General features: G+C 51.2%; 25 protein-coding genes and 1 pseudogene. 15 read left to right on the top strand and 11 right to left on the bottom strand.

Features of this window, described 5'->3' with window-relative positions; genetic code table 11:
* From AC2LB6_RS17920 to AC2LB6_RS17905, 4 genes are all read left to right on the top strand, one after another.
* On the top strand, window positions 1–330 hold a 330-nt coding region (locus tag AC2LB6_RS17920; RefSeq protein ID WP_490094509.1), incomplete at its 5' end, for an integrase core domain-containing protein.
* A 15-nt stretch (window positions 331–345) separates the two neighbouring features.
* Entirely contained in the window at window positions 346–891 is a 546-nt protein-coding gene (locus AC2LB6_RS17915; protein WP_490094508.1) for a hypothetical protein, read from the top strand.
* A 458-nt stretch (window positions 892–1,349) separates the two neighbouring features.
* Window positions 1,350–1,634 (top strand): hypothetical protein, encoded by a 285-nt coding sequence (locus AC2LB6_RS17910; protein ID WP_490094507.1) that lies wholly within the window; start codon window positions 1,350–1,352, stop codon window positions 1,632–1,634.
* On the top strand, window positions 1,618–2,502 hold the full coding sequence (locus AC2LB6_RS17905; protein ID WP_490094506.1) for a hypothetical protein: 885 nt from the start codon (window positions 1,618–1,620) through the stop codon (window positions 2,500–2,502). Before AC2LB6_RS17910 ends, AC2LB6_RS17905 begins: the two co-directional genes overlap by 17 nt.
* Window positions 2,503–2,875: 373 nt before the next feature.
* Here AC2LB6_RS17905 and AC2LB6_RS17900 read toward each other — a convergent pair.
* Window positions 2,876–3,969, bottom strand: a protein-coding gene (locus tag AC2LB6_RS17900; RefSeq protein WP_490094516.1) for an IS3 family transposase whose coding sequence is annotated in 2 segments (ribosomal slippage) — window positions 2,876–3,738 and window positions 3,738–3,969 — 1,095 coding nt in all. Because the reading frame shifts where the segments join, the coding sequence is not laid out codon by codon here.
* Between the two features lie 152 nt (window positions 3,970–4,121).
* Between AC2LB6_RS17900 and AC2LB6_RS17895 the strand changes: the two are divergent.
* Window positions 4,122–4,573, top strand: a pseudogene (locus tag AC2LB6_RS17895) (GNAT family N-acetyltransferase).
* A gap of 301 nt (window positions 4,574–4,874) precedes the next feature.
* Here AC2LB6_RS17895 and AC2LB6_RS17890 read toward each other — a convergent pair.
* Both AC2LB6_RS17890 and AC2LB6_RS17885 read right to left on the bottom strand, forming a co-directional pair.
* A complete protein-coding gene (locus AC2LB6_RS17890) occupies window positions 4,875–5,396 on the bottom strand; it encodes a hypothetical protein (RefSeq protein WP_490094505.1) in 522 nt (173 codons plus the stop codon).
* On the bottom strand, window positions 5,389–6,261 hold the full coding sequence (locus tag AC2LB6_RS17885; RefSeq protein WP_490094504.1) for a BrxR family helix-turn-helix transcriptional regulator: 873 nt from the start codon (window positions 6,259–6,261) through the stop codon (window positions 5,389–5,391). The genes AC2LB6_RS17890 and AC2LB6_RS17885 overlap by 8 nt, the downstream gene beginning before the upstream one ends.
* Window positions 6,262–6,397: 136 nt before the next feature.
* Between AC2LB6_RS17885 and mblB the strand changes: the two genes are divergently transcribed.
* The 3 genes from mblB (at window position 6,398) to AC2LB6_RS17870 (ending at window position 10,391) form a co-directional block, all read left to right on the top strand.
* On the top strand, window positions 6,398–7,579 hold the full coding sequence (mblB, locus tag AC2LB6_RS17880) for an anti-phage 6A-MBL system MBL-fold protein (RefSeq protein WP_490094503.1): 1,182 nt from the start codon (window positions 6,398–6,400) through the stop codon (window positions 7,577–7,579).
* A complete protein-coding gene (gene cap2-3, locus AC2LB6_RS17875) occupies window positions 7,576–9,804 on the top strand; it encodes an anti-phage 6A-MBL system cap2_3 protein (RefSeq protein WP_490094502.1) in 2,229 nt (742 codons plus the stop codon). The genes mblB and cap2-3 overlap by 4 nt, the downstream gene beginning before the upstream one ends.
* A gap of 152 nt (window positions 9,805–9,956) precedes the next feature.
* Window positions 9,957–10,391 carry a hypothetical protein gene (locus AC2LB6_RS17870; protein ID WP_490094501.1) on the top strand — a complete coding sequence of 145 codons (435 nt, stop codon included), beginning with the start codon at window positions 9,957–9,959 and terminating at the stop codon, window positions 10,389–10,391.
* A gap of 461 nt (window positions 10,392–10,852) precedes the next feature.
* Here the strand turns inward: AC2LB6_RS17870 and AC2LB6_RS17865 are convergent, their stop codons facing one another.
* The 3 genes from AC2LB6_RS17865 to pth all read right to left on the bottom strand — a co-directional run bounded on the left by AC2LB6_RS17865 (window position 10,853) and on the right by pth (window position 14,030).
* Window positions 10,853–12,028: a tyrosine-type recombinase/integrase gene (locus AC2LB6_RS17865; RefSeq protein ID WP_490094500.1), complete on the bottom strand. Its 1,176-nt coding sequence runs from the start codon at window positions 12,026–12,028 to the stop codon at window positions 10,853–10,855.
* A gap of 214 nt (window positions 12,029–12,242) precedes the next feature.
* Window positions 12,243–13,334 carry a redox-regulated ATPase YchF gene (gene ychF / locus AC2LB6_RS17860; RefSeq protein ID WP_090961871.1) on the bottom strand — a complete coding sequence of 364 codons (1,092 nt, stop codon included), beginning with the start codon at window positions 13,332–13,334 and terminating at the stop codon, window positions 12,243–12,245.
* A 108-nt stretch (window positions 13,335–13,442) separates the two neighbouring features.
* Window positions 13,443–14,030, bottom strand: a complete 588-nt coding sequence (gene pth, locus AC2LB6_RS17855; RefSeq protein ID WP_490094499.1) for an aminoacyl-tRNA hydrolase — start codon at window positions 14,028–14,030, stop codon at window positions 13,443–13,445.
* Between the two features lie 255 nt (window positions 14,031–14,285).
* Here pth and ychH point away from each other — a divergent pair, with 255 nt between their 5' ends.
* The gene (gene ychH, locus AC2LB6_RS17850; protein WP_090961868.1) at window positions 14,286–14,561 is read left to right on the top strand and encodes a stress-induced protein YchH; all 276 of its coding nucleotides are present in this window, start codon (window positions 14,286–14,288) and stop codon (window positions 14,559–14,561) included.
* Here ychH and AC2LB6_RS17845 read toward each other — a convergent pair.
* From AC2LB6_RS17845 to lolB, 4 genes are all read right to left on the bottom strand, one after another.
* On the bottom strand, window positions 14,558–15,709 hold the full coding sequence (locus AC2LB6_RS17845) for a GGDEF domain-containing protein (protein WP_490094498.1): 1,152 nt from the start codon (window positions 15,707–15,709) through the stop codon (window positions 14,558–14,560). The two genes, ychH and AC2LB6_RS17845, sit on opposite strands and share 4 nt — an antisense overlap.
* Before the next feature lie 213 nt (window positions 15,710–15,922).
* Window positions 15,923–16,870 carry a ribose-phosphate diphosphokinase gene (gene prs / locus AC2LB6_RS17840; RefSeq protein ID WP_003850825.1) on the bottom strand — a complete coding sequence of 316 codons (948 nt, stop codon included), beginning with the start codon at window positions 16,868–16,870 and terminating at the stop codon, window positions 15,923–15,925.
* Between the two features lie 136 nt (window positions 16,871–17,006).
* Window positions 17,007–17,864, bottom strand: a complete 858-nt coding sequence (gene ispE, locus AC2LB6_RS17835) for a 4-(cytidine 5'-diphospho)-2-C-methyl-D-erythritol kinase (RefSeq protein ID WP_490094497.1) — start codon at window positions 17,862–17,864, stop codon at window positions 17,007–17,009.
* Window positions 17,861–18,484, bottom strand: a complete 624-nt coding sequence (lolB, locus tag AC2LB6_RS17830; protein WP_490094496.1) for a lipoprotein insertase outer membrane protein LolB — start codon at window positions 18,482–18,484, stop codon at window positions 17,861–17,863. Before lolB ends, ispE begins: the two co-directional genes overlap by 4 nt.
* 216 nt (window positions 18,485–18,700) lie before the next feature.
* On the opposite strand from lolB, the gene hemA reads away from it, so the two are divergent.
* Genes hemA through kdsA form a run of 6 tightly spaced genes read left to right on the top strand, consistent with a single transcriptional unit; the run spans window position 18,701 to window position 24,022 of the window.
* Window positions 18,701–19,957: a glutamyl-tRNA reductase gene (gene hemA, locus AC2LB6_RS17825; protein WP_490094495.1), complete on the top strand. Its 1,257-nt coding sequence runs from the start codon at window positions 18,701–18,703 to the stop codon at window positions 19,955–19,957.
* Between the two features lie 42 nt (window positions 19,958–19,999).
* Entirely contained in the window at window positions 20,000–21,082 is a 1,083-nt protein-coding gene (prfA, locus tag AC2LB6_RS17820) for a peptide chain release factor 1 (protein WP_490094494.1), read from the top strand.
* Window positions 21,082–21,915, top strand: a complete 834-nt coding sequence (gene prmC, locus AC2LB6_RS17815) for a peptide chain release factor N(5)-glutamine methyltransferase (protein ID WP_490094493.1) — start codon at window positions 21,082–21,084, stop codon at window positions 21,913–21,915. Before prfA ends, prmC begins: the two co-directional genes overlap by 1 nt.
* A gap of 23 nt (window positions 21,916–21,938) precedes the next feature.
* Window positions 21,939–22,331 carry a SirB2 family protein gene (locus AC2LB6_RS17810; RefSeq protein WP_490094515.1) on the top strand — a complete coding sequence of 131 codons (393 nt, stop codon included), beginning with the start codon at window positions 21,939–21,941 and terminating at the stop codon, window positions 22,329–22,331.
* Between the two features lies 1 nt (window position 22,332).
* Window positions 22,333–23,142 carry an invasion regulator SirB1 gene (gene sirB1 / locus AC2LB6_RS17805; RefSeq protein ID WP_136198304.1) on the top strand — a complete coding sequence of 270 codons (810 nt, stop codon included), beginning with the start codon at window positions 22,333–22,335 and terminating at the stop codon, window positions 23,140–23,142.
* A gap of 25 nt (window positions 23,143–23,167) precedes the next feature.
* Window positions 23,168–24,022, top strand: coding sequence for a 3-deoxy-8-phosphooctulonate synthase (kdsA, locus tag AC2LB6_RS17800; protein ID WP_283545581.1), 855 nt, complete (start codon window positions 23,168–23,170; stop codon window positions 24,020–24,022).
* 60 nt (window positions 24,023–24,082) lie between these two features.
* Here the strand turns inward: kdsA and chaA are convergent, their stop codons facing one another.
* Window positions 24,083–25,174: a sodium-potassium/proton antiporter ChaA gene (chaA, locus tag AC2LB6_RS17795; RefSeq protein WP_490094492.1), complete on the bottom strand. Its 1,092-nt coding sequence runs from the start codon at window positions 25,172–25,174 to the stop codon at window positions 24,083–24,085.
* Between the last annotated feature and the right edge of the window lie 84 nt (window positions 25,175–25,258).

Here is a 25,258-nt window from a genome sequence, read left to right as displayed (position 1 = left end):
TATCCGCTGAAGATGCGGATGGATAACGGCCCGGAACTGATATCACTGGCTCTGGCGCAATGGGCTGAAGACCATGGTGTGATACTGGAATTTATCAAGCCGGGTAAGCCGACACAGAACGCGTTTATTGAGAGGTTTAACAGGACGTACCGGACAGAAATACTGGATTTTTACCTGTTCAGAACGCTGAACGAAGCACGGGAAATCACAGAACGCTGGCTGAATGAATACAACAGTGAGCGGCCCCATGAATCCCTGAATAACCTGACACCGGAAGAATACCGGCTGATGGCTGAGAAACCGGAAATCTCAAAAAGTGTGTGGAACTAAAGCTGGGATACTTACATGTTCGACAAAGATAATCGCGGCAAAGACAGGAAACGTATTGAGCGGTTGATAGACCTTAATAAAGAACAACATCCGGGCTTGCTGCGTGCTGAGTTTCGCGTTCAGGAAAAGAAGAATGCATACGGTAAATACTCCAAAGCGGGAAAGGTCGTCATGCTCAGCGCACTGAAAAGTATGAATAATCCCCTCCGCCGTCTTAAGGTGTATGATCGAGCATTAATGTCTGACATGTATAGTGAGTGGTACAAAGTAGGTCGGCCTGACACTAACAGTAGCAAGGGATTGGTCAATCTTCTGAATCGTGATACTGAAGGACACTTAGGCCGGGCTGCTGAACGCATTTTTGAGCGTCGTGAAGTTGAGTTGTTTAGTGCGAATGAGGTATGGAGCAGCTGGTCCGATTGTGTTAACGCTATGGGTGAAGTACTTGCAGGCCTTACTGGAAAGAACCTTGCAAGCAGCCAGACAGAATCACAAAAAAAGATTGAGCGGAAAAAACGAAGGTTATCTGATGCTCGTTCTCGGCGTGAGCGCAGGCGTTAAATAGCAATTATGGCGGCCTTAAGGCCGCCATCTACTAAGGAGTTAGCTATTTGCACGTTTGGCTCTAGCGGCAGTTTTGAGCTGTGAGTTCAACGGGTAGATGCAGCGCTATCCTTAATCAAGTCACTTTTCAATGAATGAAAATATCGCTTGTGGTGAAAATGCTATTCAAAGCTGCCGGAAAACCTGCATAAAGAGTCAATTGCAGTTGGCCGTCAGTGTCTGTGTGCCTAAATTTGAGTTACAGTCCAGTCAGAACGATGGTCATCAATTTGTACGCTATGTAGATGCAATTGAAATTTTTTATAGCAGACAGTCGCCGGATGTTGAGATAGAATCTTTATTACCGCTGATGACGTGCATTACAATGAGATGATACTCTCTGATTTTGGATGCTATTTCAGAACGGTGATAACATCAATCCGGATCTTTACTTAAATTATTATATAGGGATGCTTATGGTTTTTTTAGATGAATTAGCCAAGCACACGGAGACTGCCTATGGTGTTGTGGCATTAATATTTGTTTTAGCTATTACAGGAACAATGAAGGTTAAAAATAAAGCCCTTAAGCTAAAGTTGTGTGTTGGTATTGTGGTAATAGGTATTGGCGCAGTGTTAATCATTAACTTCTCTTTCCGTCCTCCTGCCCAGGTATTTAATCAAAGCAATAATGGCAATGGTGGGACTTTTAACAATAATTCGGGATCGGGAATTCAGGTTAACAATGTCAACCAAAAATAAGATCGTAAGAGTGATTATTTGCTGTGTCATTTCGGGCATCAGCAGTGCTGCTATGGGCAGTACTCAACTAATGACATCACAGTCTAACAATGGCCCTAACGGAATATTCAATAACAATACAGGAAATGGTAATCAATACAACCTGTCAATTAAGTATTTGGGGAATTACCAGAACAACGTGCAGAGTATTGGTTTGCAGGTCAATAGTTATAACTTTTCTCCTCCACCTGCTCCTCGTGAGAAAAATCGTGACAGACTTTCGCTTTATCAGGAAAGGTATCTGATAGCAACGAATCCTACAGAGCTGTCGGTATCTAATGTGGAGATGGCTTACTGGGTTGGTGATGCCGAGCCTTTTCTGACTGTAACAGTCGAAAATTCAGCCAATATCCCGGCTGAAAAACTAAGTATATCACTACTCAAACCTGGCTCAGCTAACGGTGCTTCTGAGACAATCAAATTCCGACCTAGCGAAGCACTGATTCAAGGAAAAGCATTAAAGGCAATAAAATCAGGATTGTTTTTACCCCAGAAAAAGTCTCTTCGGCTCCCACTCGGCAGTAAAACACAATTACTTGAAAATGTAGTCGATCATATTCCGCAGGGGTACACGTTCTTCGGTGTTGGAGATAAGCCCAATATTCCAGACGGACTATGCGACAAAACGCATGGCAGTTCCGCTACAGAGGTTGTTTACAGTAAGCATGTCACGGAAGCTAGGACAGCCGCATTCGCAATCGCTCTTAAGTACGACACCATCTTTGACCAGCATCTTGTGCGACTTTCCCCTCTCTATTTGTATTTTGGAAGGTGTTATTCGCAGGCGAACGAATTGCCTAGCAAGCATCAAACCTTATTTCAAAAGTGAAACCAGTGAGTCAACCGATAGGCAGATCTTGGCAGAACCCACGTTACTGATCCGCTGGCTCATACCCCGCTTAGCGGATTTCAAAGACAGGCACCCGGATATTGACGTGCATCGTGTTGCAGGGGGGGGCTTTTTCCTTTTCCTGTGGGATAGATCTTGCCATCCGCCGCAGGGATTTCCCCTGGCCCGAGAGTTACCATGCTGAATCACTATTTGCAGAAAAAGTCGGCCCGGTCTGTCGTCCGGACAAAGTTTCCTCCTAGCTGGTGACGGAAGGAGGCGAACACGCAATCTGGCCGTGTACAACGCTGCTCAATTCGCGGACGCGATCGGATGAATGGAAGTGACTTGCCCCCTGTATCAGATACAACGCTCAGTTAGTAGTGTCGGTTTGTTTATCTTCTAATTTTCTAGTTCGCCAGTTCGCTGCAAATTCAGCCGGAGTCTGGTAATTCAGCGATGAATGAGGTCTAGACTCGTTATAGTCCTGCCGCCAGTCATTAATGATTTTCCTGGCATAAGCAATATCGCTGAACCAGTGTTCATTCAGGCATTCAACTCTGAATCGTCCGTTAAAACTCTCAATAAATCCGTTCTGAGTCGGCTTGCCCGGCTGGATAAGCCGTAGTTCCACATCATGCTCAAAGGCCCATTGATCGAGCGCGCGACAGGTAAATTCCGGGCCCTGATCGGTTCTTATGGTCGCCGGATAGCCCCTAAACAGCGCGATGCTGTCCAGAATACGCGTGACCTGAACGCCTGAAATACCGAAAGCAGCGGTGATCGTCAGACACTCTTTCGTGAAATCATCCAAGCAGGTCAGGCACTTAATCCGGCGGCCGCTGGCAAGTGCATCCATGACAAAATCCATCGGCCATGTCAGATTGGGCGCATCCGGGCGAAGCAGCGGAAGCCGCTCAGTCGCCAGACCCTTACGACGTCGTCTGCGCTTCACACTCAGGCCGTTAAGGTGATAAATGCGGTATACCCGCTTGTGGTTGACGTGAAGGCCCTCACGACGCAATAACTGCCAGATCCGCCGATAACCAAAGCGACGGCGTTCAGGCGCCAGCTCAGTGATGCCTAGAGATAGCTGCGCGTCAGCAGCCGGACGCTGACCTGAATAACGGCAGGTTGAAAGAGACAGACCTGCCAGCCTGCAGGCACGACGTTGCGACAGACCGGCGACCTCACACATGACTTCCACGGCTTCCCGCTTCTGGTCTGTCGTCAGAACTTTCGACCCAGAGCCACCTGAAGCGCCTCCTTATCCAGCATGGCTTCGGCGAGCAGCTTCTTAAGGCGGGCGTTCTCCTCTTCAAGTGACTTAAGCCGCTTTACCTTAGGGACTTCCATGCCGCCAAACTTCTTACGCCACGTATGAAACGTGGCGTCGGAGATGGCGTGCTTACGGCAGAGCTCTCGGGCAGAAACTCCGGCTTCCGCTTCGCGAAGAATACTGATGATCTGTTCGTCGGAAAACGCTTCTTCATGGGGATGTCCTCATTTGGATTATGAAGACATTACTAACATCGGGGTGTGTTAATCAACGGGGAGCAGGTCAATGCTTTCCTTAGCAGGATGCTGTGTTGGTCACATTCATCCTGCAGGGTATAACCATGATAAAAGTTGTGAAATCTGATCCATATTCTTCAGAATCTCATTACCTAATTGAATTGCTATCAGCGGAACTTGCCGCTATTACAGGTGATAATGGCAAAAGCAATTTCACCACTGAAGCCATGAGTGATGATAAAGCTTTGTGGGCATTAGCAAAGAATTCACAAGGCAAAGCTGTAGGATGCGGTGCTATACGGCCATTAACGCAAGATATAGCCGAGCTTAAAAGAATGTTTTCAACCGAAGTGCGCCAGGGGTTGGTAGTGCTTTACTTACTTTTCTTGAAGACTCCGCTAAAGAGATAGGATATATCGAGCTTAGGCTGGAAACCAGACACATCAACCACCGGGCTGTAAATTTCTACAAGAAAAATGGTTATATCTGTATTGAGAATTACGGCCCATATATTGGTAGGACAGAAGCAGTCTGTTTCTCAAAGGCATTGCGCTGATTGTATTAATCGGATCTGACGTCCGCTTCTGGCACTCATCAGCTCTAAGGTTCCTTCCGGCTCCTCAGTATACCGGGTCGTCAGCTCAACTGCGCTAATCGGTAAACCGGCAAGCTTCGCCGAAACGCCACAGAGGGCGTTTCGGGCCTGCGGTTGGGGTCTGATGGCGAATGTCATAAGTGTCTTTAAAAACAGATTGTTTTGTTACCTGCTGAGTGTCTTTAGATGAAGAGAAATCAGATAATGCCTGCCGTCAGGCATTATCTGTAGGGAAAGGATAAATTAAGTATGGGTTAAGTATTTATCTAATATCGTTATTTCCATTGTTAATATTAGAACTTCGAGTTTTATCTATGCCCCAGACTGCTTTTGCGATCTCTTCAATTTTTGCAACAAATTTATCAACGTTAAATCCCGCGATAAAGGCTAAGGCAAAAAATCCCATTTCACTGGAGCCTACGTTTGTGCTCGATTCCAGAACGAGCAACCCTGCCTTAAGGAATAAATAACTGATGGCACCCGCGATGGTGCTTGTGACTGGACGGATGAAATACCACAAATGCCAATCAGGGTCCCAGTTTTTTCTGACACACCTATTAAGGTAAATTGCGCGGAAACAGTAGAGGCATCCTCCCGTATACGCTATCGCCCCGCACATTAAGGGGACCCGGAGTGGTGCGTAAGGTTCAGGTAGCCATCCTAATGACATAGCACCGATAGCGTAGGTGGAAAAGCACAGTAGCGCGAAAAGGTAAAGAATGATCACACTAATCATCAGACCGTGATTGCCTCTGACTTTGGTGACATCCTGATTCTCATTCATGCTCGATGTCTCTTGAAGAGATAAGCGGTTCTTCGATGCGCAGTAATACAATTTGCTGGCTCTCATTTACTGGCTCACCATCTTCATTAAGGTTCAGGCGACGCTTAAGATAAAAATATTGGGATTTCCTGATGCGTATTTTCGCTTCACCGTTATCCATCTGATAATCGCTTTCAATTATCATTTTTTTATTCATAGAGAAGTCAGGGTTTGGCCCTATAACAACATCAATAAATGTCTCCCATTCTACATCAACTGGCACCTTACTTGATGGAGATATTGATTCAACGATGTCAAAAAAACGGCCTAAAACAAAATCTTTATACATCTTCGATTTAAAACAATAGGCGCGAACGTGCCAGCGGTGGCCATCATGTGCAAAAGCCGTCGGGAATAGGGTTCTAATTGACGGCTCATCACGCATCGCACGATAGTCAACGACTAACGCACGCTGATTTTTTATAGCCATAATTAAACTAATCAGGGTCTCTGGCTGCACTTTACGTGCTGGCAAAGGAAGGCTGGCAACCGGCGGTACCCATCCGATGAAACTCTCAGATGGCGACAGGATTCCCGTCTCCAGCCCCATCAACTCGTTCAAGTAATGGTTGCTTTCAAACGTTGCAAAAACAGGTTTGAAAATGGCGTTAGCAATGTAGGACTTTTGGTTACGATCATAGTAAGCATTTTCAGGTGCTATCTCCTGATATTTTGCCAGATCCAGTGAGGCCTGAGGGACTGAAATCCGGAAAAAGGCCGTAATATCAGCACGATTCAGACGTCCCTCCCATAACAAACGGAAATCGATGAACTCAAGCCTTCTGTCCTGGCCCCATTTGCCTGTTCTGATGGTATGTGTACTCATGATCTGCGATTCCTGATACTCAACATTATAAGAATAAAAAATATACGTATAATTACTAGACTAGTCGTATTTCTATATGTATCTTAGCAGTTGTTGCATTATTGCTCAATCACTGAAGTCCATAAGGGTGATTCAGATGACCGCTAAGATAACGTTTTTTCAGGTTGGTAATGGCGATATGACGTTAGTGCGTCTCGCTGATGTTGGTGGCACTGCCATCCTGATTGATACTCACATCAGGGCTTCGGCTGATGATCCTCAGGACGATACCCCTGATGTTGCTAAGGCACTGCGCAACAAACTGAAGTTTGATAATAAGCATCGGCCCTTTGTCGACGTCTTTATGCTCAGTCATCCCGACCAGGATCATTGCGGCGGACTGAGTAAACACTTCTGGTTGGGCCATCCCGATGATTATCCTGATGACGATCTCCACCATTCTAAAAAGCGCATTATCATCAGAGAACTATGGTCTTCTCCCCTGGTTTTTCGCCGTCGTTCCAAGAACCACGTTCTGTGCAAAGATGCACAGGCCTTTGACGCTGAAGCCCGCCGCCGCGTCCGCTACTGGCAAGCAAATCACTTCGCCTTTGACGGTAACCGCATCCTGATAATGGGTGAGGACGCTGATGGCAAGACCGATAATTTACAGGCCATTCTGGTTAAAGCAGGAGAGACGTTTTCACGTATTAATGGCGAGTACTCTTCATTTTTCTCAGGCATGCTTCTTGCACCGGCTCCGCATGAGGATGATGAAAACCTTGAGGATGCTCTGTCCAAAAACGAATCCAGCATTGTGATGAACATGAGGCTATTGCCACATGCTGGGTCACTAAATCCCGTTCATTTACTGATGGGGGGAGATGCAGAAGTACTTATCTGGGAGCGCCTCTGGAAACGTTATAAAGATCAGCCCGAAGTACTTCAGTATGATCTCCTCCTTACTCCGCACCATTGCTCCTGGCATTCCTTGTCCTACCATAGCTGGTCCCAGTATGGGGAAAATGCTCGAGTTAATGAGGATGCCCGTAACGCCTTGGGGCAGGCCCGAACCGGTGCGACCATTATCTCCAGCAGTAAACAAATCCTCGATGATGAAAACGATCCGCCCTGTATTCGTGCGAAACGCGAATACGACGAGATTGTAGATGACATTGATGGCTGGTTTGGTTGCACGGGTGACCTTAAAGACAAGGAATTTATTGAATTTGAGGTCACTCAAAGTGGAACAATTGCCCGTGTTGTGGCTGGTGTTGCTTCAGCAGCAGCTAGCACAGCAGCGGCTGCAGCACCGCGCGCCGGTCTGGGAGTTCAATGATCGAATATTATGAACCAGGAGTGCGCCTCGAACGATCGGGGCGTGACGACCTTTACCTCAACACGACTTTAATACTGGATGCGTGTGAGGCGCATCCTTACATGCACTTCGTTGAACTGCGCGTGCTGAAACTGCATAACAAACGGGCTGAATTTGTTATTGTCGATGCCGGTGATGGGACCGTTGCAGTGAATAACCCTGCCGGGATCCGACGAAAAGAACGTCTGGCTATTGAAATCAACCCACATAATCGCATTCCTGTTCTGGTCCATACACTCCGCAAAGACTTTCCTGTCCTGTCTCATCAGCACGCATCTCTCAATGACAAGCCCAGAATGCTTTGTCTTTACGATACGGCCTGGAGTACGGTCGAGCGGAGTTGGACACCTCAGCGCTTCATCGAGAGAGTTTTCTGGTGGCTGAGAGAATCTGCGGAGCTTAAGCTTCACAGAGATGACCAGCCCCTGGAACAGCTGTTTTATCTGAGCCCGTATCAGCTTATTTTGCCGTCCAATTACGCGGAATACTTTAATTCTGACAAGCACAAACTCACCCTTGAGTGCATGAGTGAAGGGCTACCTGTCACGCTCAAGGCCGTGCCGGAGGTTAAGGGGAGTGGCGTCAAACCTTTTCGTTTGCTTCCGATAAGCGTCCCACCCGTAGAAGCACACAATGTTTCATCCTTCCCTCAGACGCTGGGAAAATTGCATGAGCAATTACAGGCCTGGGGGAGTGACTTATTGCAAACGATAGAAGACACCGTGTTTGAGTCACTCGTGGGCCCGATTAAAAAAGAAAGCGATCAGGGGGAATGTATACTGATTTTACTGATGGTCCCTCGTATTAAAGATGGATGCGTGCAGAGAACAGATGTGCTCGGATATTACGTTAACGCCTCACGTTACGATCTGGCATGTGCACTGGACTTACTGGGGCCGAAAAATGCGCAAGGCTCCCAGCATCGTGTGAAACTTCTTCTGGCAGAGAGTCGGGGCACGGAATGGGAATCTATCCCGCTGATTCAGACTGAAATTCGTTTTGGACTGAATGCGTCATACGCCAGAGATATGTCTGCCATCGATGCCTCGACTGCCTCATTGAAAGGGGTTCTGGCGGGAGTTGGTGCTTTAGGCAGTTGCCTTGCAGATATATGGATACGCGAAGGATGGGGAACGTGGACGTTAATCGACCCGGATCAGCTACTACCCCATAATCTGTGTCGGCATACAGGTTTCGATGTTTTTTTGGGACGCCCTAAAACTGATGTTGTCAGAGCGCTAGCAGAATCAATTTATCCGCACGAGCCTGCACCCGTTGCAATAAACAAAAGTATTCTTGATGAGGATGATGCTATTTCCTCAGCGCTGAAAGACGCAAACATTATTGTTGATGTGAGCACAACCTTTGAAGTGCCAAGAACTCTCGCGGTAAAAGAGGATATCCCCCGGACGGTCAGTCTGTTTCTTACGCCATCGGGGTCGTCCAGCGTGATGATTATGGAGGATGAAGATCGCTTACAGCGAATCGATGCGCTGGAGGGTCAATATTATCGTGCCATTCTGAATGAGGACTGGGGTACCCATCATTTGCAACATCATTATGGCGATCGTTGGGTTGGCGGTGGCTGCAGGGATATCTCTGTGCGTATGTCGAATGAGTCTATACACGTTCATGCCGGTATTTTATCCCGACAATTACGTCAAACTGTGCTCAGGAAAGATGCCAGATTGTGCATATGGTCATCTGATGAAGATTCTGGTGCTGTTAGTGCACATGATATTTCTCTCTTTACCGTGATATCAGTTAGCCAAGGGCAGTGGACCGTGAAGGTTGATCAGGGTTTGGTAAATAAGCTTCGTGAAATCAGAAAGCTGGCGCTTCCAAACGAAACCGGTGGTGCCATTCTGGGAATTACAGACCTCAAAAATAGAAGCATTGTTCTCGTTGATGTGATCCCGGCCCCATCCGACAGCGTTGCTTCGCCTACACATTTTGTTCGTGGGCAGATGGAGCAGGAGCAAGCGCTGGAAAAGGCACGACATCTCACGGCACATGTCGTGGACTATGTCGGCGAGTGGCATTCTCACCCACAGGGATATTCTGCGCGCGCGAGCCGCGATGATGAAAAGCTCATTGAAACACTGCATATAAAAATGAGCGCAGAAGGATTGCCGGTAGTGATGATTATTGTGTCCGAGAACGACCTTAACATTATCGTAAAATAGTGATGTAAGCTTTACGCTGCGAATGTGTGTAATGCAATTAGCCCAAATATAGTTTGATTTCCCTGTTCACGGTTATCAACCCTGATAGCAGGCTGCTTTTTTAATTGATTAGTTCTCACTTTCCTGTGTGCTTAGTTTCATTGAGGATAAAAATGGATATTCTACCAAAAATAACCGACATAAAGAATCTTAAGGATCTATGTAAGGTAATTGTCTTGCCAATGCTATGCGCCTGTTATGTAAGTTATGGCGACTTCTCACTGGATTTCGGAGACTTTGTCATTTCCCTCAGCTCTGGTGATACAGAAGGGGTAAGAATGTTTAAGGCATTAGTTATTCTATCAGGCAAAATACTTTATTCAGCAAGTATGTGTTTTTTTATTTATTTTTGCTTGGTTTATGCACATGTTTACAGCAAAGCTAAACTCATCCCTGTGTGCATTTTAATCCTAATGACTTTTGGTTTTCTTGGTGTATTTGCTGGTGATAAAGTGGAGTCAATATTACCTATTGAAGGCATCTGGTATTACACGAGTTTCGTCACCGCGTTTTTCCTACTTGCGATGTTAGATCAGGTAACTGAATGAGACTTTTTGCCGCACGTTACATCGTAAATCCGGGTTAAGGAGATGAAGGGCGGGGCCATCACTAAAATTAAAAAGGCTGGCCCGGCATACCAATTTGAACTACATACTCTGTCTTAACCTACCTCCTGGCTGCTGCGAGCCGCAGTAAATGCCCCATCCATTCCTGTTCTTCTCTCTTCGATGTTAGCGACATCTCAATGGCCCCCTCGGCTCCCCAGCGTTGCCGGGTCGTCAAGCTCCACTCAGCTAACCTGCAACTCCGGTTTGCTCCAGTGGGCCGGATAGCGTTCCGGGACATTCTGACCTGCCCCCAACATTAGATAGAACCTTCAGTCAGTAATGTCGGTTGATGATCCTGATTCCTTTGGCCACAGTAAACCGTTTTAGCAACTTCCGCTTTTGGCACAAAGTGGACCTTGAGGAATGAGTTCTATCTCGTGGTTCACTAAGTGCACTAACTTCTACTCGGATCCTGCTACCCATTTGTCCAACATATCAGCCCATTCCTGCATCATCACTTTACGCTCATCAAGGTAGGTCGCATGGTTGTACGCGCGGCGAACATTGTTGGTATCAGCGTGCGCTAGCTGAGCTTCGATAGCATCTGGTCGATAGCCCATCTCATTTAAACGTGTACTGCCTGTAGTTCTGGTGGCATGCGGGCTATACGTTCCGCTCCAGCCGAGGCTTCTAAGTATCTGACGCAGTGAGTGAGATGTCATTGGACCTAGAGGATTATCCCTGCCCGGAAAAAGATGCTGCCGATGTCCGGTTAATCCTTGTAGTGTTTTGAGCATGTTGACGGCTTGGGAGGGAAGGGGAATAACATGTTCTCTGCGAGCTTTCATACGCATCGCCGGAATGGTCCACAGTGCGTTACCAAGATCGAATTCGGCCCATGCTGCTTCGGTGGCTTCGGCTGGACGCGCCAGCGTCCACCACATTAGCCACATGCAATAGTTAACCTGATATGAGCCGCGACTGTTATCAAAACAGCTTAATAGCTTCCCGATTTGCTGTGGATTCAAGGCCTGTTTGTGCTGAGTCTTGTTTGCCGGAATCGCCTTACGTACTGGCCAGACAGGATCGCTATCTGCTCTGAGCGTCGCTACTGCTAGTTCAAAAACCGATGAAATGGTGCGGCGGGCTTCAGCGGCAACGGACGGAGCGCCGCGCTTAGCCGTTTCCTGAAGAATTTTTAGAATGTGGTGCGGGGTTATTTCCCTGACAGGGAGCTTACCTATTGCGGGGAAAACCACACGTTTAAGCCTATCTAGTCGCCGCGTTTTGGTGATTTCGGCCCAGTCTTTCATCTGCAACCACTCTTTAGCGACTAGCTCAAAGGTGTTGGATGCGTCATTGAACTTGCGGATCTTATCTAACTGTCGAGCCTGGGTAGGGCTAACTCCATTTGCGACTTGTTTACGCGCTTGCTCGCATTTCTCGCGAGCTTCGGCAAGTTTAACCGCCGGGTACTCACCCAGCGCAAACATGCTGGATTTACCGTTAAGTTTAAACCGATAGCGCCACGCCTTTTTGCCATTAGGTTTAACTTCAAGGTATAAGCCATTGAAATCGTTGAGACGATAGAGCTTTTCTTTCGCTTTTGCTGTGCGGCATTGAGTATCAGTGAGCATAACGATTCCTTGTATATTTATTATACCGTTATTGTACTCACTAAAAATAAAGATGAAAGTTTGATGTACTCACCTACGTACTCATTTTTGACTGCGCTTCTACGAAATCATTTGAGACGCTATGAAATGAAAAATCCACGCAACTGCGTGGATTTAATCAGTTTTTGTGAAGCTCATGAGATTCAATGAAACCTCATGAGACAACAATTTTTAATCAGACGTTAAACAGGAAGTTCATCACATCGCCATCTTTCACGATGTACTCTTTACCTTCTGAACGCATCTTGCCGGCTTCTTTCGCCCCTTGCTCACCCTTGTAGGCGATAAAGTCATCAAACGCGATGGTCTGGGCGCGGATAAAGCCTTTCTCGAAGTCGGTGTGGATTTTACCGGCTGCCTGTGGCGCTGTTGCACCAACCGGGATGGTCCAGGCACGGACTTCTTTCACGCCAGCGGTGAAGTAGGTCTGCAGGTTCAGCAGGGAGTAACCGGCGCGAATCACGCGGTTCAGGCCTGGCTCTTCCAGTCCCAGTTCTGCCATGAACTCGTCACGGTCTTCATCATCCAGTTCAGCAATATCTGACTCGACAGCGGCGCACACTGGCACCACGACTGAACCTTCCGCTTCTGCGATAGCACGCACCTGATCCAGGTACGGGTTGTTCTCGAAACCATCTTCATTGACGTTAGCAATGTACATCGTTGGTTTCAGGGTCAGGAAGCTCAGATAGCGGATGGCCGCTTTGTCGTCCTCATCCAGATTCAGTGAACGCAGCATGCCCGCTTCTGAAAGATGCGGCAGGCACTTCTCCAGCGCAGCCAGTTCAGCTTTAGCATCTTTGTCGCCGCCTTTGGCTTTCTTCTGCACACGCTGAATGGCACGTTCACAGGTTTCAAGATCGGACAGCGCCAGCTCGGTGTTGATCACATCAATATCTTCAGCCGGGTTCACTTTACCCGCCACGTGGATGATGTTGTCGTTTTCAAAGCAGCGCACCACGTGGCCGATCGCTTCGGTTTCACGGATGTTGGTCAGGAACTGGTTACCCAGGCCTTCACCTTTTGACGCGCCTTTTACCAGGCCCGCGATATCGACGAATTCCATGGTAGTCGGCACCACGCGCTGCGGCTTAACAATCTCAGAAAGCTGGTCGAGACGCAGGTCAGGCATGGGTACCACGCCTGTGTTTGGCTCAATGGTACAGAAGGGAAAGTTAGCCGCTTCGATGCCCGCTTTAGTCAGCGCGTTAAACAGAGTGGATTTACCGACGTTCGGCAGGCCCACGATACCGCATTTGAATCCCATGGTTTGATACCCTTTATAACTGGATGGACAGCGCGCCAGGAGACGGACTGTCGGAGAAGAATTGAAAAATTTCGCGCATTATACACGGAATCACGACGATTCGGGCGTTTAAGCAGGCCTGAAGGCGTGCAGCCGGTTCATCGCCTTGATGCGATCCTCTTTGAGCCACAATTCGGTGCAACGCGCTGCTTCATCAATGGCATCATCAATCAGCTTCTGCTCACTGGCGGGCGGCTTGCCCAGCACAAATCCCGTTACCTTGTTGCGATCGCCGGGGTGACCGATACCGATCCGCAGCCGATGGAAATTGTTGTTGTTGCCCAGTTTGCTGATGATGTCTTTCAGCCCGTTATGGCCGCCATGCCCGCCGCCCTGCTTGAACTTCGCCACGCCGGGCGGCAAATCGAGTTCATCATGCGCCACCAGAATCTCCTCCGGTGCAATGCGATAAAAGGTCGCCATCGCCGCCACCGCTTTTCCACTCAGGTTCATGAAGGTGGTCGGCACCAGCAGGCGCACATCCTCTCCGGCTATCGCCAGGCGGGCGGTGTAGCCAAAGAATTTGCCTTCTTCCTTTAGTGACTGATTGTGGCGTTCAGCCAGTAAATCCAGATACCAGGCACCCGCATTGTGGCGCGTGGCGGCATATTCAGCGCCCGGATTGGCAAGGCCCACAATCAGTTTAATGCTGCTCACAATGATTATCCTGCTGTTATCGCGAAAGGGCGTTAGTTTACTTCGCCACAGTCAGGATGACAAAGCAGAAGCATTGAAATGATTCAGACCGGTGATTATTCATTTTCTATCTGAATCAACAGGCTGCAATCAGGACCAGGGATCTCTTTATGGCTGATGTGTGATCCACTCCGCAACGTTGCTTCTATCCATTGCCTAAACTTATGACACTTAACATTGTGTGCGGTTATTAACTCATATGGATGGAGGTGCAGCATGAAACATCAACACTGCCGCGTAGCGGGTAACAGCTTGATGGTACTGGGATTAGTCACAATGGTACTGGGCGTTGGTTTTTCAATTATTAATCAGCTTCCTTCACTCGACCTGCCGCAGCTTCTGGCGCAGGGTGCGATGTTAGGCATCTTTATCGGTGCTCTGCTGTGGCTGGTGGGGGCGGGTCTGAGTGGTCGTGAAAAGGTGGAAGATCGTTATTACTGGCATCGTCGCTATGACAATCGCTGCCGCCGGTCGCACAATTCACACCATTAACTGAGCGCTGCAGTGACCGGATGCTGCGCTGTGCGGTTCCGGCCGCTGGCCTTAGCGTGATAGAGCGCTGCATCTGCCAGCGCCAGTAAATCCTCAAACTCCTGCTGGTGGTTCGTTACCGTCGCAAACCCAATGCTGACCGAATAGCTAATCGCATTGGGTTGTGACGCACAGACTGCAAGCCGGATCGCTTCACACCAGGCTTCTGTATCCTCTGCCGTCACCGGGATAATCGCCGCAAACTCTTCTCCGCCCAGTCGCGCAAAACGCCCTTCAACCGGCAGTAATTTTCTGACAATCCCGCAGAAATGGATCAAAATCTGGTCGCCCTGATGATGACCATACTGATCGTTAATGTTTTTGAAATGATCAAGGTCGAACAGTATCGCGCTAAAAGGCTGCTTTTGACGGCGGCATCGCGCCACAATTTTCTCTGCTTCATCAAACAGAGCACGACGATTCCAGACGCTGGTCAGCGGATCGTGCATCGAGGCATGTTTTAAGTCTGACTGCATCCGTTCATTCACCATTGCCAGGATAGTAAACGTCAGACCGATGACAAACAGAATCGATTCAAGGATAACGTAAACCGAGAAGTTGGATCCGCCAATTGCACCGGGCTGAGTGCTGGGAATAGCCGGGTCCAGAAACAGGCGTGCCAGATGAAACAGCAGATGGATCCAGAGCAGTAACTGCGCCGGCCAGAAGGTCGCCTTAAGCGAGTTACGCGCCAGCCAGATCAGATGAATCAGTGCAGCGGTGTAGGCGACGCAGGCGAGACAAAGCACCAGCACCCGTTTGGGTAAGCTGTAATAGAACATCGGAAAGCAGCAGAAGAGTGACCAGAGCAGGGCGCCCAGCAGCCAGTGGATGCCGATGGGTTTGCCGCACAAGCGGCGAAATGCATTCAATAATCCGCCATAAGCCAGCATCACTAGCACATTACCCACCGCAACTGGCAGAAAATGCAGACCACTACTGCGCAGGCTACTTAAAAACACGGAAATCAGGGTAAAAACCAGCGACAGGCAGGTGAAGCCCAGAACGCGGTCATACTGCGAACCGATCCAGGCAAAAACCATAATGATGCTCAGAAACCCCAGCACATAAAGCTCGCAAATAAATAAGGTATAAATATCGAGGTTCATGAGGGCCGGGTTCTTATGAAAATTGCGTTGCAAATTACCACTTAACGGCATCGGGCAGAAGCGGGGAACGCAGCGTTTTAGCAAAAGAGTGAGTGGCGTTGAAAATAGGGGATTGTGGGGGAATTTATCGCGGAAATCTCAGAAAAAGAAGCGCGTTAATCGGACGACAGGCAGGCATAAAAAAACCGGGCCCAGAGCCCGGTTCCGCGAAGATTAATGCTCGAACATTGCCGAGATAGATTCTTCGTTACTGATGCGGCGAATCGCTTCAGCCAGCATGCCAGATAAGGTCAGCGTGCGCACATTCGGCAGTGACTTGATCTCGTCAGAGAGTGGGATGGTATCGCAGACGATCACCTGGTCGAGGACAGATTTACGCAGGTTTTCAACCGCATTGCCGGAGAAGATCGGGTGAGTCGCGTAAGCAAACACGCGCTTTGCACCACGCTCTTTCAGCGCTTCAGCCGCTTTACACAGCGTGCCGCCGGTGTCGATCATGTCGTCGACCAGCACACAGTCGCGGCCAGCAACGTCACCGATGATGTGCATCACCTGAGAAACGTTCGCACGAGGGCGGCGTTTATCAATGATGGCCATATCAGTGTCGTTCAGCAGTTTAGCGATAGCACGGGCACGTACTACGCCACCGATATCAGGTGAAACAACAATCGGGTTTTCCAGGCCGATCTGCATCATATCTTCCAGCAGGATCGGGCTGCCAAATACGTTATCAACCGGGACGTCGAAGAAGCCCTGGATCTGCTCGGCGTGCAGGTCAACCGTAAGAACACGGTCAACACCGACGCTGGAAAGGAAGTCTGCCACTACTTTAGCGGTAATAGGCACACGTGCGGAACGCACGCGGCGATCCTGACGGGCATAACCAAAGTAGGGAATGACTGCGGTAATACGACCAGCAGAAGCACGACGCAGTGCGTCGACCATCACAACCAGTTCCATCAGATTATCGTTAGTGGGAGCACAGGTGGACTGGATGATGAAAATATCACCACCGCGTACATTTTCATTGATCTGTACGCTCACTTCACCATCACTGAAACGTCCTACTGCGGCGTCTCCCAGGCTGGTGTAAAGGCGGTTGGCAATACGTTGTGCTAGTTCCGGGGTGGCGTTACCAGCAAATAGCTTCATATCAGGCACGAGAAGAACCTCAGGCTTTGCGTCCAGAGAATGAACGGCATGACGGTAACCGGCGCGTACGGTCATGTTCGTTCACACGGGTGTGTTGATGCGAAACGTGCAGTGTCTGGAACGGGGTGACACTGTCACGCATTCGCTAATCGCCTCGCAGGGTACGCTGTAGCGGCGAAACATTTACGCCCCGGGCTACAAATCCGCGCACCCCATTCGGGGCAAGCTCCAGCACCTGACGGGCAGCAGACTCAGTGTCGAATTCAGCAAACACACAAGCGCCCGTGCCAGTCAGGCGTGACGGCGCGTATTCTAGCAGCCAGGAAACAAGCTCATCAACCTCACGAAAACGTTTTCTTACCACTGCTTCACAATCATTGGTGAAGGGTGCAGCTAAAAGCGTCGATAAACTGCGCGATGGAGTATCACGCGTCAGTTCGGGGTCGTTGAATACCACTGGTGTACTGATGTTCACGCCGGGATGAGCGACAAGATACCACTTTTCTTCCGGCTCTGCGGGCTGAAGTTGTTCACCAACTCCCTGCGCAAAGGCCGCGAAGCCCTGCACGAAAACCGGCACATCCGCACCCAGCTTCACGCCAATCGCCGCCAGCTCATCCGGTGTGAAGCCGGTTTGCCACAGATGATTCAGCGCCACCAGCACGGTTGCCGCATCAGACGAACCGCCACCGAGGCCGCCGCCCATGGGCAGGCGTTTCTCAATAGCGATCTGCGCACCCGCGCGCGAAGTCAGGCGATGGTTATCCTGCGCTGCCTGTTTCAGCATGTTCGCAGCGCGCATAATCAGGTTGTCTGCATCCGCGACGCCCGCCACCGGTGTTAACAGCTGAATCGAATCGCTGTCATTAACGCTAATCTGCAACTGGTCACCGTAATCCAGAAACTGAAATAGCGTCTGCAGGTTGTGATAGCCGTCGGGACGACGGCCAGTGATGTAGAGAAAAAGATTCAGTTTTGCCGGGGCAGGCCAGTGGGTGATCATTGAACGTTCCAGCCGTCCATTCGCAGTTTAATCCGCTGATCACCCTCTTTCAGCTCCAGGCTGGACGGCAGCGGCGGGGTGACTTTGCTGTCGTAACCCGCGATAGACACCTGCCAGTTCTGGCCGTCGCGGCTGTATTTCAGGCTGCTCAGCTGATAGCTATCGTTGAGCTGATAGTCGGTGGCATCGCCAGGCAGACCCATCATCCACTGACGCAGATTGGCCAGCGGAATGTTCATGCCGGTCAGCTGCGAAATCATCTTCTGCGCATCATTGCTGACGTAGCGCTTGCCCTTGTTGTCGACGATCTGCACCACAGAGCCCTGCGCATCGAGCTGCAGTTCGGTGCTGCCTAGCGGATTGGTCAGCAACAGACGATAGCGATCGGGCGCGGTCTGCTGCCAGTTGAAGCGGGCATAGACTTTCTGTTTGTCAGAAAGGTAGGCAAAGGCGCCGCGGGTCTGGTAGTGCGTGACCTTTGAGACCGCCTGCTGATGCTGTTGCCACTGTGGCGCGGTAACGCTGGGGCCCGGGCCTTGCGGTTTGTTGACGCTACAGGCCGCCAGCAGGACGCTGGCAAGGGGCAAAAGGCGCAACAGATTGCGTGGTGAATTAAGCATCAAGTGGTCATCTCCTCGGACACATTTATTATTCGTAACGGATAACGCTAACCGTCCCGGTTTTAACCGTCAATGCTGTTATGCAGCAAATTGAGCACGATCGGGTTAATCTTATTACAGTCATAGCCTTTGTATGGCTTTTCTTGATCTGCCGCATCTTGTAGAATGCGCCTCACAAAACCCTGACATTATTGGGACATCCCAACCAAAACCACCATGACGCTGCTCGCTCTCGGAATCAATCACAAGACAGCCCCCATTGCTCTGCGCGAACGCGTCTCGTTCGGGCCGGAGACGCTTGAGCAGGCGTTAAATAGCCTGTTATCACAGCCAATGGTGCAGAGCGGCGTGGTGTTGTCCACCTGTAACCGGACTGAACTCTACCTGAGTGTAGAGCAGCAGGCCGATTTACAGGCGCGTCTGGTGAGCTGGTTATGTAATTATCATCAGCTGGATGAAGAGGATGTTCGCAACAGCCTCTACTGGCATCAGGATAACGAGGCGGTCAGCCACCTGATGCGCGTCGCCAGCGGACTCGATTCACTGGTGCTGGGCGAACCCCAGATCCTCGGTCAGGTAAAAAAAGCGTTTGCCGACTCTTCACGCGGTCAGGCGCTGAGCAGTGAACTGGAACGCATGTTCCAGAAAACCTTCTCTGTTGCCAAGCGCGTACGCACGGAAACCGATATCGGTGCTAACGCGGTCTCGGTGGCGTTTGCCGCTTGTACCCTGGCCCGTCAAATCTTCGAATCTCTCTCCTCCGTCAATGTGCTGCTGGTGGGCGCAGGTGAAACCATTGAGCTGGTAGCGCGTCATCTGCGTGAACATCAGGTCAAAAATCTGATCATCGCTAACCGTACCCGCGAGCGCGCCGAGACGCTGGCGGCGGAAGTGGGCGCTGAGGTGATCACGCTGGCGGAGATCGATGCCCGTCTGTCAGAAGCCGACATTATCATCTCGTCAACCTCCAGTCCGCTGCCGATTATCGGCAAGGGGATGATGGAGCGCGCCCTGAAAGCGCGACGCAACAAACCGATGCTGCTGGTGGATATTGCCGTACCGCGCGACGTAGAGCCGGAAGTGGGCGATTTGCCTAACGCCTATCTCTACAGCGTGGATGACCTGCAGGCGATCATCGAGCAAAACCTGGCGCAGCGCAAAGCGGCCGCGGTTCAGGCCGAAAGCATCGTGGTGCAGGAAAGCAGCGAATTCATGGCGTGGCTGCGCTCACAGGGCGCGGTGAATACGATCCGTGAATATCGTTCTCAGGCGGATGAGATCCGCGCTGAGCTGGAAGGCCGTGCGCTACAGGCGCTGCAGCAGGGTGCCGACCCGCAGAAAGTCATGCAGGAACTGGCGCATAAGCTGACCAACCGTTTAATACACGCTCCAACCAAATCACTTCAGCAGGCCGCCCGCGATGGCGATAATGAACGCCTGCAGATTTTACGCGACAGCCTGGGTCTCGATTAGGCACACCGCTGTCGCCACCTGTTACGGGAATCCCACATTTAAATGAAAACCTCTATAGTTGCCAAACTGGAAGCCCTGCAGGAGCGCCACGAAGAAGTGGAAGCGATGCTGGGCGATGCTGGCGTCATCGCCGATCAGGAGCGTTTCCGTGCGCTGTCACGCGAATATGCTCAACTGACCGATGTGACCCGTTGCTTCCGCGACTGGCAGCAGGTGCAGGAAGATATCGAAACGGCGCAGCAGATGCTCGACGATCCTGAAATGCGCGATATGGCGCAGGAAGAGTTGCAGGAAGCGCGTGAGAAGAGCGAAGTGCTGGAGCAGCAGTTGCAGGTTCTGTTGCTGCCGAAAGATCCCGATGATGAGCGCGCCTGCTTTATCGAAGTGCGCGCCGGAACCGGCGGCGATGAAGCCGCGATCTTCGCTGGCGATCTGTTCCGAATGTACAGCCGCTATGCCGAAGCGCGTCGCTGGCGCGTGGAGATCATCAGCGCCAACGAAGGCGAGCATGGCGGCTACAAAGAAGTCATTGCCCGCGTGACTGGCGAAGGTGCCTATGGACGCCTGAAGTTTGAGTCAGGCGGCCACCGCGTGCAGCGTGTGCCGGAGACCGAATCTCAGGGCCGTATTCATACCTCAGCCTGTACCGTGGCCGTGATGCCGGAAATCCCGGAAGCGGAACTGCCGGAAATCAACGCCGGTGATCTGAAGATCGATACCTTCCGCTCCTCCGGTGCAGGCGGTCAGCACGTTAACACCACCGACTCCGCAATTCGTATTACCCACCTGCCAACCGGCATCGTGGTGGAGTGTCAGGACGAACGTTCACAGCATAAAAACAAAGCCAAAGCGCTGGCAGTACTGGGTTCGCGTATTCACGCGGCAGAGATGGCCCGCCGTCACGCCGCCGAAGCCAGTACCCGCCGCAACCTGCTGGGCAGCGGCGATCGCTCTGACCGTAACCGTACCTATAACTTCCCGCAGGGCCGCGTGACCGACCACCGTATCAACCTCACTATCTACCGTCTGGATGAAGTGATGGAAGGGAAACTCGACAGCCTGATTGAGCCGATTGTTCAGGAGTACCAGGCAGATCAGCTGGCGGCGCTGGCTGGTCAGGATTAATGGATATTCGTCACTGGCTGAAACAGGCGGCCGCCACGCTGTGCGGTGGTGACAGTCCGAAGCGTGACGCAGAGATCCTGTTAGGTTTTGTGACCGGCAAATCACGCAGCTGGTTAATTGCCTTTGATGAAACGGTGCTCAGCGATGAGCAGCTGGAACAGCTCAATAGCCTGCTGGCGCGTCGCGCCCGGGGTGAACCGGTGGCGCATCTGGTGGGCGAACGCGAGTTCTGGTCGCTGCCTTTGCGCGTTACTGACGCCACGCTGATCCCGCGTCCGGATACCGAACTGTTGGTTGAACAGTCGCTGGCGCATCTGCCCGCGACACCTTCGACCATTCTGGATATGGGCACCGGCACCGGGGCGATTGCGCTGGCACTGGCCAGCGAGCGACCCGACTGCGAGGTCACTGGCGTGGATCGCATCGAGGCCGCGGTTGAGCTGGCAAGCAGCAATGCGCGGCAGCTCAGCCTCAGCAACACCACCTTTCTGCTCAGTCACTGGTTCCAGGCACTCACGCCGCAGCGCTTTACCCTCATCGCCAGCAACCCGCCCTATATTGATGCCAGCGATATTCATCTGGAGCAGGGTGACGTGCGTTTCGAACCGCGCAGTGCGCTGGTGGCCGATGAGGCGGGACTGGCGGATCTGCGCACGCTGATCGAGCAGGCACCCGCCTGGCTGCAGCCGGGTGGCTGGCTGCTGCTGGAACATGGCTGGCAGCAGGGCGAGGCGGTGGCCGCGCTGATGCGGCAAAATGGTTATCACGCCGTTGAAACGGTCAAGGATTACGGCGGCAATCCGCGTGTGACCTTAGGTCAGTTCCCCTCTTAAAAGCGCTTTAAAAAGGATTGATGATGTTCGCCTTTTATCCCCTGATTAAAAATCTGCACATCTTAACGGTAGTGCTGACCGTGACGCTGTTCCTGCTACGTTTTTACTGGCTGCGACGGGGATCGTCGATAATGACGAAACGCTGGGTTCGCATTCTGCCGCACGTTAACGACACCCTGTTACTGGTGACCGGTATCTCACTGGTGATGATTACCCACTTCTATCCCTTCACACCGCAAGGAAGCTGGCTGACGGAGAAGCTTTTAGCGGTTATCATCTACATCGCCTTAGGATTTGTGGCATTGAGTCGCCGTCCACGCACTGATCGCACCCGCTGGATCGCTTTTCTGGTAGCGTTAATCGCCCTGGTGACCATCATTAAGCTGGCGCTGACCAAAATGCCGTTATGGGGATAGCATGACCTCGACCGAACAATTAGATTTCAGCCAGACACCGCTGTGTGAAGCGGTGATTGGCGCTACGCTTGCCATCCGCGCCGATTTCCCGGCGTTGTCGGTGGAAACGCAACTTGCGGCGTTAGTCGCCGAAGCGCGTGAGTATGTCAGCGACATCGAAGATGCTGACATGCAACTCGAAAAGCTGCTGGAGCTGTTCTATCGCCAGTGGGGATTTCGCGGTGCCAGCGGCGTCTACAAACTTTCTGATGCGCTGTGGATCGACAATGTGCTGAAGACCCGTCAGGGTACCGCAGTGTCACTGGGCGTGATTCTGCTGCACATCGCCGCCGAGCTGGAACTGCCACTGATGCCGGTGATTTTCCCGACGCAGCTGATTCTGCGCGCCGACTGGATTGATGGCGATAAGTGGATGATTAACCCGTTCAATGGGGAAACCCTGGATCGCCACACGCTGGAAGTATGGCTCAAGGGCAATATCAGCCCGACCGCGCGTCTGTATGACGATGACCTGGACGAAGCGAAAACTGTCACCGTGATGCGCAAAATGCTCGATACGCTGAAAGCGGCGTTGATGGAAGAGCAGAAAATGGAGCTGGCGCTGAACGTTAGTCAGGTGCTGTTACGTATCGATCCTGATGATCCTTACGAAATCCGCGATCGCGGTTTGATCTACGCGCAGCTGCAGTGCGACCATATCGCCCTGAATGATTTAACCTACTTCGTTGAACAGTGTCCTGAAGACCCGGTCAGCGAAATGATCAAAGTTCAGATTCACGCAATCGAACAAAAACAGGTCACGCTGCACTAAGCGGACCCACTGAAAAGGAAAGGGCATGACACAGAAAGTCGTGAGTATTGGCGATATCAAAGTCGCAAACGATCTGCCATTTGTGCTGTTTGGCGGGATGAACGTGCTGGAGTCGCGCGACCTGGCGATGCGCATCTGCGAACATTACGTCACCGTCACCAGTAAACTCGGTATTCCTTACGTGTTTAAGGCGTCGTTTGATAAAGCGAACCGCTCCTCAATTCACTCTTACCGTGGCCCAGGCCTGGAAGAAGGAATGAAGATTTTCCAGGAGCTGAAGCAGGCTTTCGGCGTGAAGATCATCACCGATGTCCATGAAGCGTCACAGGCGCAGCCGGTGTCTGAAGTCGTTGATGTCATCCAGCTGCCAGCCTTCCTGGCGCGTCAGACTGACCTGGTGGAAGCAATGGCGAAAACCGGCGCTGTCATCAACGTGAAGAAGCCACAGTTCGTCAGCCCGGGGCAGATGGGCAACATCGTTGATAAGTTCGCTGAAGGCGGCAACGAGCAGGTTATCCTGTGCGATCGCGGCAGCAACTTTGGCTATGACAATCTGGTTGTCGATATGCTGGGCTTTAACGTGATGAAGAAAGTCACCAAAAACAGCCCGGTAATTTTCGATGTGACCCATGCGCTGCAGACGCGCGATCCGTTTGGCGCAGCATCAGGCGGTCGTCGTGCGCAGGTGGCTGAGCTGGCGCGTGCCGGTATGGCGGTCGGCATTGCCGGTCTGTTTATCGAAGCGCATCCGGATCCGGAACACGCCCTGTGCGATGGCCCCTCTGCGTTGCCGCTGGATAAACTGGAGCCATTCCTGGCGCAGATGAAAGCGATTGACGATCTGGTGAAAAGCTTCCCGGAACTTGATACCAGCAAATAGATTTGCTGAAAAAAAAAGAGCGATTAATCGCTCTTTTTTTTCGCCTGCAATCCGGTGAAGTTACAGCATGATGGTCATGAGATAACCGATAAACAACGCCAGATGGGCGGCACCGTTCAGTACATTGGTGCGTCCGGTCGAGAAGGAGAGCTGACAGAGAATCAGCGACGCCATCATAATCACCATCTGCGGCGGCTCCAGACCGAATATCAGCTCCTGTCCGGTCAGAGTGGCGATAATGGTTACCGCCGGTACCGTCAGGGAGATGGTCGCCAGCACCGAACCAAAGAACAGGTTCATAGCGCGTTGCACCTGGTTCATCAGCACCGCTCTAATCGCGCCCAGACCTTCCGGTGAAAGGATCAGCAGAGCCACCAGGAAACCGGTGAACTGTGCCGGTGCATTCAGGTCCGTCAGCAGGCTTTCCAGCGTATTCGCATTCATCTTGGTCACGGCAATCACCGCAATCAGATGCACGAGCAGCCAGATAGTGTGCCAGACGCTGCTGTGCGCCGAGGGTTTGCCATGGTGCGGGTCCCCATCGTCACTCTCATCTTCGTGCTCGTAGACAAACAGGCTCTGGTGAGTTTTAGTCTGGATCAACAGGAAAACGCCATACATCGCTGCTGAAATTGCCGCGATGAGCAGTGCCTGGGTGACCGAGAAATTACCGCCCGGCAGGGCATTGGGAAAAACCAGTACCAGAATTGCAAGGGGAAAGATAGCGATCAGATATTGCTTCACGCCCGCCAGATTAACGTACTGCGTCGCAAATTTATTACCGCCCAGCAGTAGCGCAAAGCCGACCAGCCCGCCGGTCACAATCATTACAATCGAATAAAGCGTATCGCGCATCAGGCCGGGTGCGGCATCGCCAGTCGCCATCAGCGCCGAAATCAGACTCACTTCCAGAATAACAACAGACAGACTCAGAATCAGAGAGCCATAGGGTTCGCCAAGCCGGTGGGCCAGCACGTCTGCATGTCGTACAACGCTAAACGCGCTGCTCAGAATGGCAACCAGCGCCACTAAGTTGATACCGACGACTATCGGAAATGACGTGTTTGCGCCAAAAAAATAGAGTATCCCCAGCGTGACAAGGGGAAGTATCAGCGAGAATTCCTTGTGACGTGTTTTTTCATGTGAAGGCATTCACCATCCTCTCTGGTTAATGATTATCCGGACACAGCGAGTGCTGCTGTTAGAAATATAATCAGTTTTATGGCAGGGCGCAGT

The organism is Pantoea sp. RCC30.1 (assembly GCF_058148845.1).
This window is presented reverse-complemented; position numbering and strand designations above follow the sequence as displayed.

Bases quoted from the DNA above. Each gene is read 5' to 3' on its own strand.
- AC2LB6_RS17915 (WP_490094508.1), top strand. From the start codon at position 346: ATGTTCGACAAAGATAATCGCGGCAAAGACAGGAAACGTATTGAGCGG.
- AC2LB6_RS17910 (WP_490094507.1), top strand. From the start codon at position 1,350: ATGGTTTTTTTAGATGAATTAGCCAAGCACACGGAGACTGCCTATGGT.
- AC2LB6_RS17905 (WP_490094506.1), top strand. From the start codon at position 1,618: ATGTCAACCAAAAATAAGATCGTAAGAGTGATTATTTGCTGTGTCATT.
- AC2LB6_RS17890 (WP_490094505.1), bottom strand. From the start codon at position 5,396: ATGAATGAGAATCAGGATGTCACCAAAGTCAGAGGCAATCACGGTCTG.
- AC2LB6_RS17885 (WP_490094504.1), bottom strand. From the start codon at position 6,261: ATGAGTACACATACCATCAGAACAGGCAAATGGGGCCAGGACAGAAGG.
- mblB (WP_490094503.1), top strand. From the start codon at position 6,398: ATGACCGCTAAGATAACGTTTTTTCAGGTTGGTAATGGCGATATGACG.
- cap2-3 (WP_490094502.1), top strand. From the start codon at position 7,576: ATGATCGAATATTATGAACCAGGAGTGCGCCTCGAACGATCGGGGCGT.
- AC2LB6_RS17870 (WP_490094501.1), top strand. From the start codon at position 9,957: ATGGATATTCTACCAAAAATAACCGACATAAAGAATCTTAAGGATCTA.
- AC2LB6_RS17865 (WP_490094500.1), bottom strand. From the start codon at position 12,028: ATGCTCACTGATACTCAATGCCGCACAGCAAAAGCGAAAGAAAAGCTC.
- ychF (WP_090961871.1), bottom strand. From the start codon at position 13,334: ATGGGATTCAAATGCGGTATCGTGGGCCTGCCGAACGTCGGTAAATCC.
- ychH (WP_090961868.1), top strand. From the start codon at position 14,286: ATGAAACATCAACACTGCCGCGTAGCGGGTAACAGCTTGATGGTACTG.
- AC2LB6_RS17845 (WP_490094498.1), bottom strand. From the start codon at position 15,709: ATGAACCTCGATATTTATACCTTATTTATTTGCGAGCTTTATGTGCTG.
- ispE (WP_490094497.1), bottom strand. From the start codon at position 17,864: ATGATCACCCACTGGCCTGCCCCGGCAAAACTGAATCTTTTTCTCTAC.
- lolB (WP_490094496.1), bottom strand. From the start codon at position 18,484: ATGCTTAATTCACCACGCAATCTGTTGCGCCTTTTGCCCCTTGCCAGC.
- hemA (WP_490094495.1), top strand. From the start codon at position 18,701: ATGACGCTGCTCGCTCTCGGAATCAATCACAAGACAGCCCCCATTGCT.
- prfA (WP_490094494.1), top strand. From the start codon at position 20,000: ATGAAAACCTCTATAGTTGCCAAACTGGAAGCCCTGCAGGAGCGCCAC.
- prmC (WP_490094493.1), top strand. From the start codon at position 21,082: ATGGATATTCGTCACTGGCTGAAACAGGCGGCCGCCACGCTGTGCGGT.
- AC2LB6_RS17810 (WP_490094515.1), top strand. From the start codon at position 21,939: ATGTTCGCCTTTTATCCCCTGATTAAAAATCTGCACATCTTAACGGTA.
- sirB1 (WP_136198304.1), top strand. From the start codon at position 22,333: ATGACCTCGACCGAACAATTAGATTTCAGCCAGACACCGCTGTGTGAA.
- kdsA (WP_283545581.1), top strand. From the start codon at position 23,168: ATGACACAGAAAGTCGTGAGTATTGGCGATATCAAAGTCGCAAACGAT.
- chaA (WP_490094492.1), bottom strand. From the start codon at position 25,174: ATGCCTTCACATGAAAAAACACGTCACAAGGAATTCTCGCTGATACTT.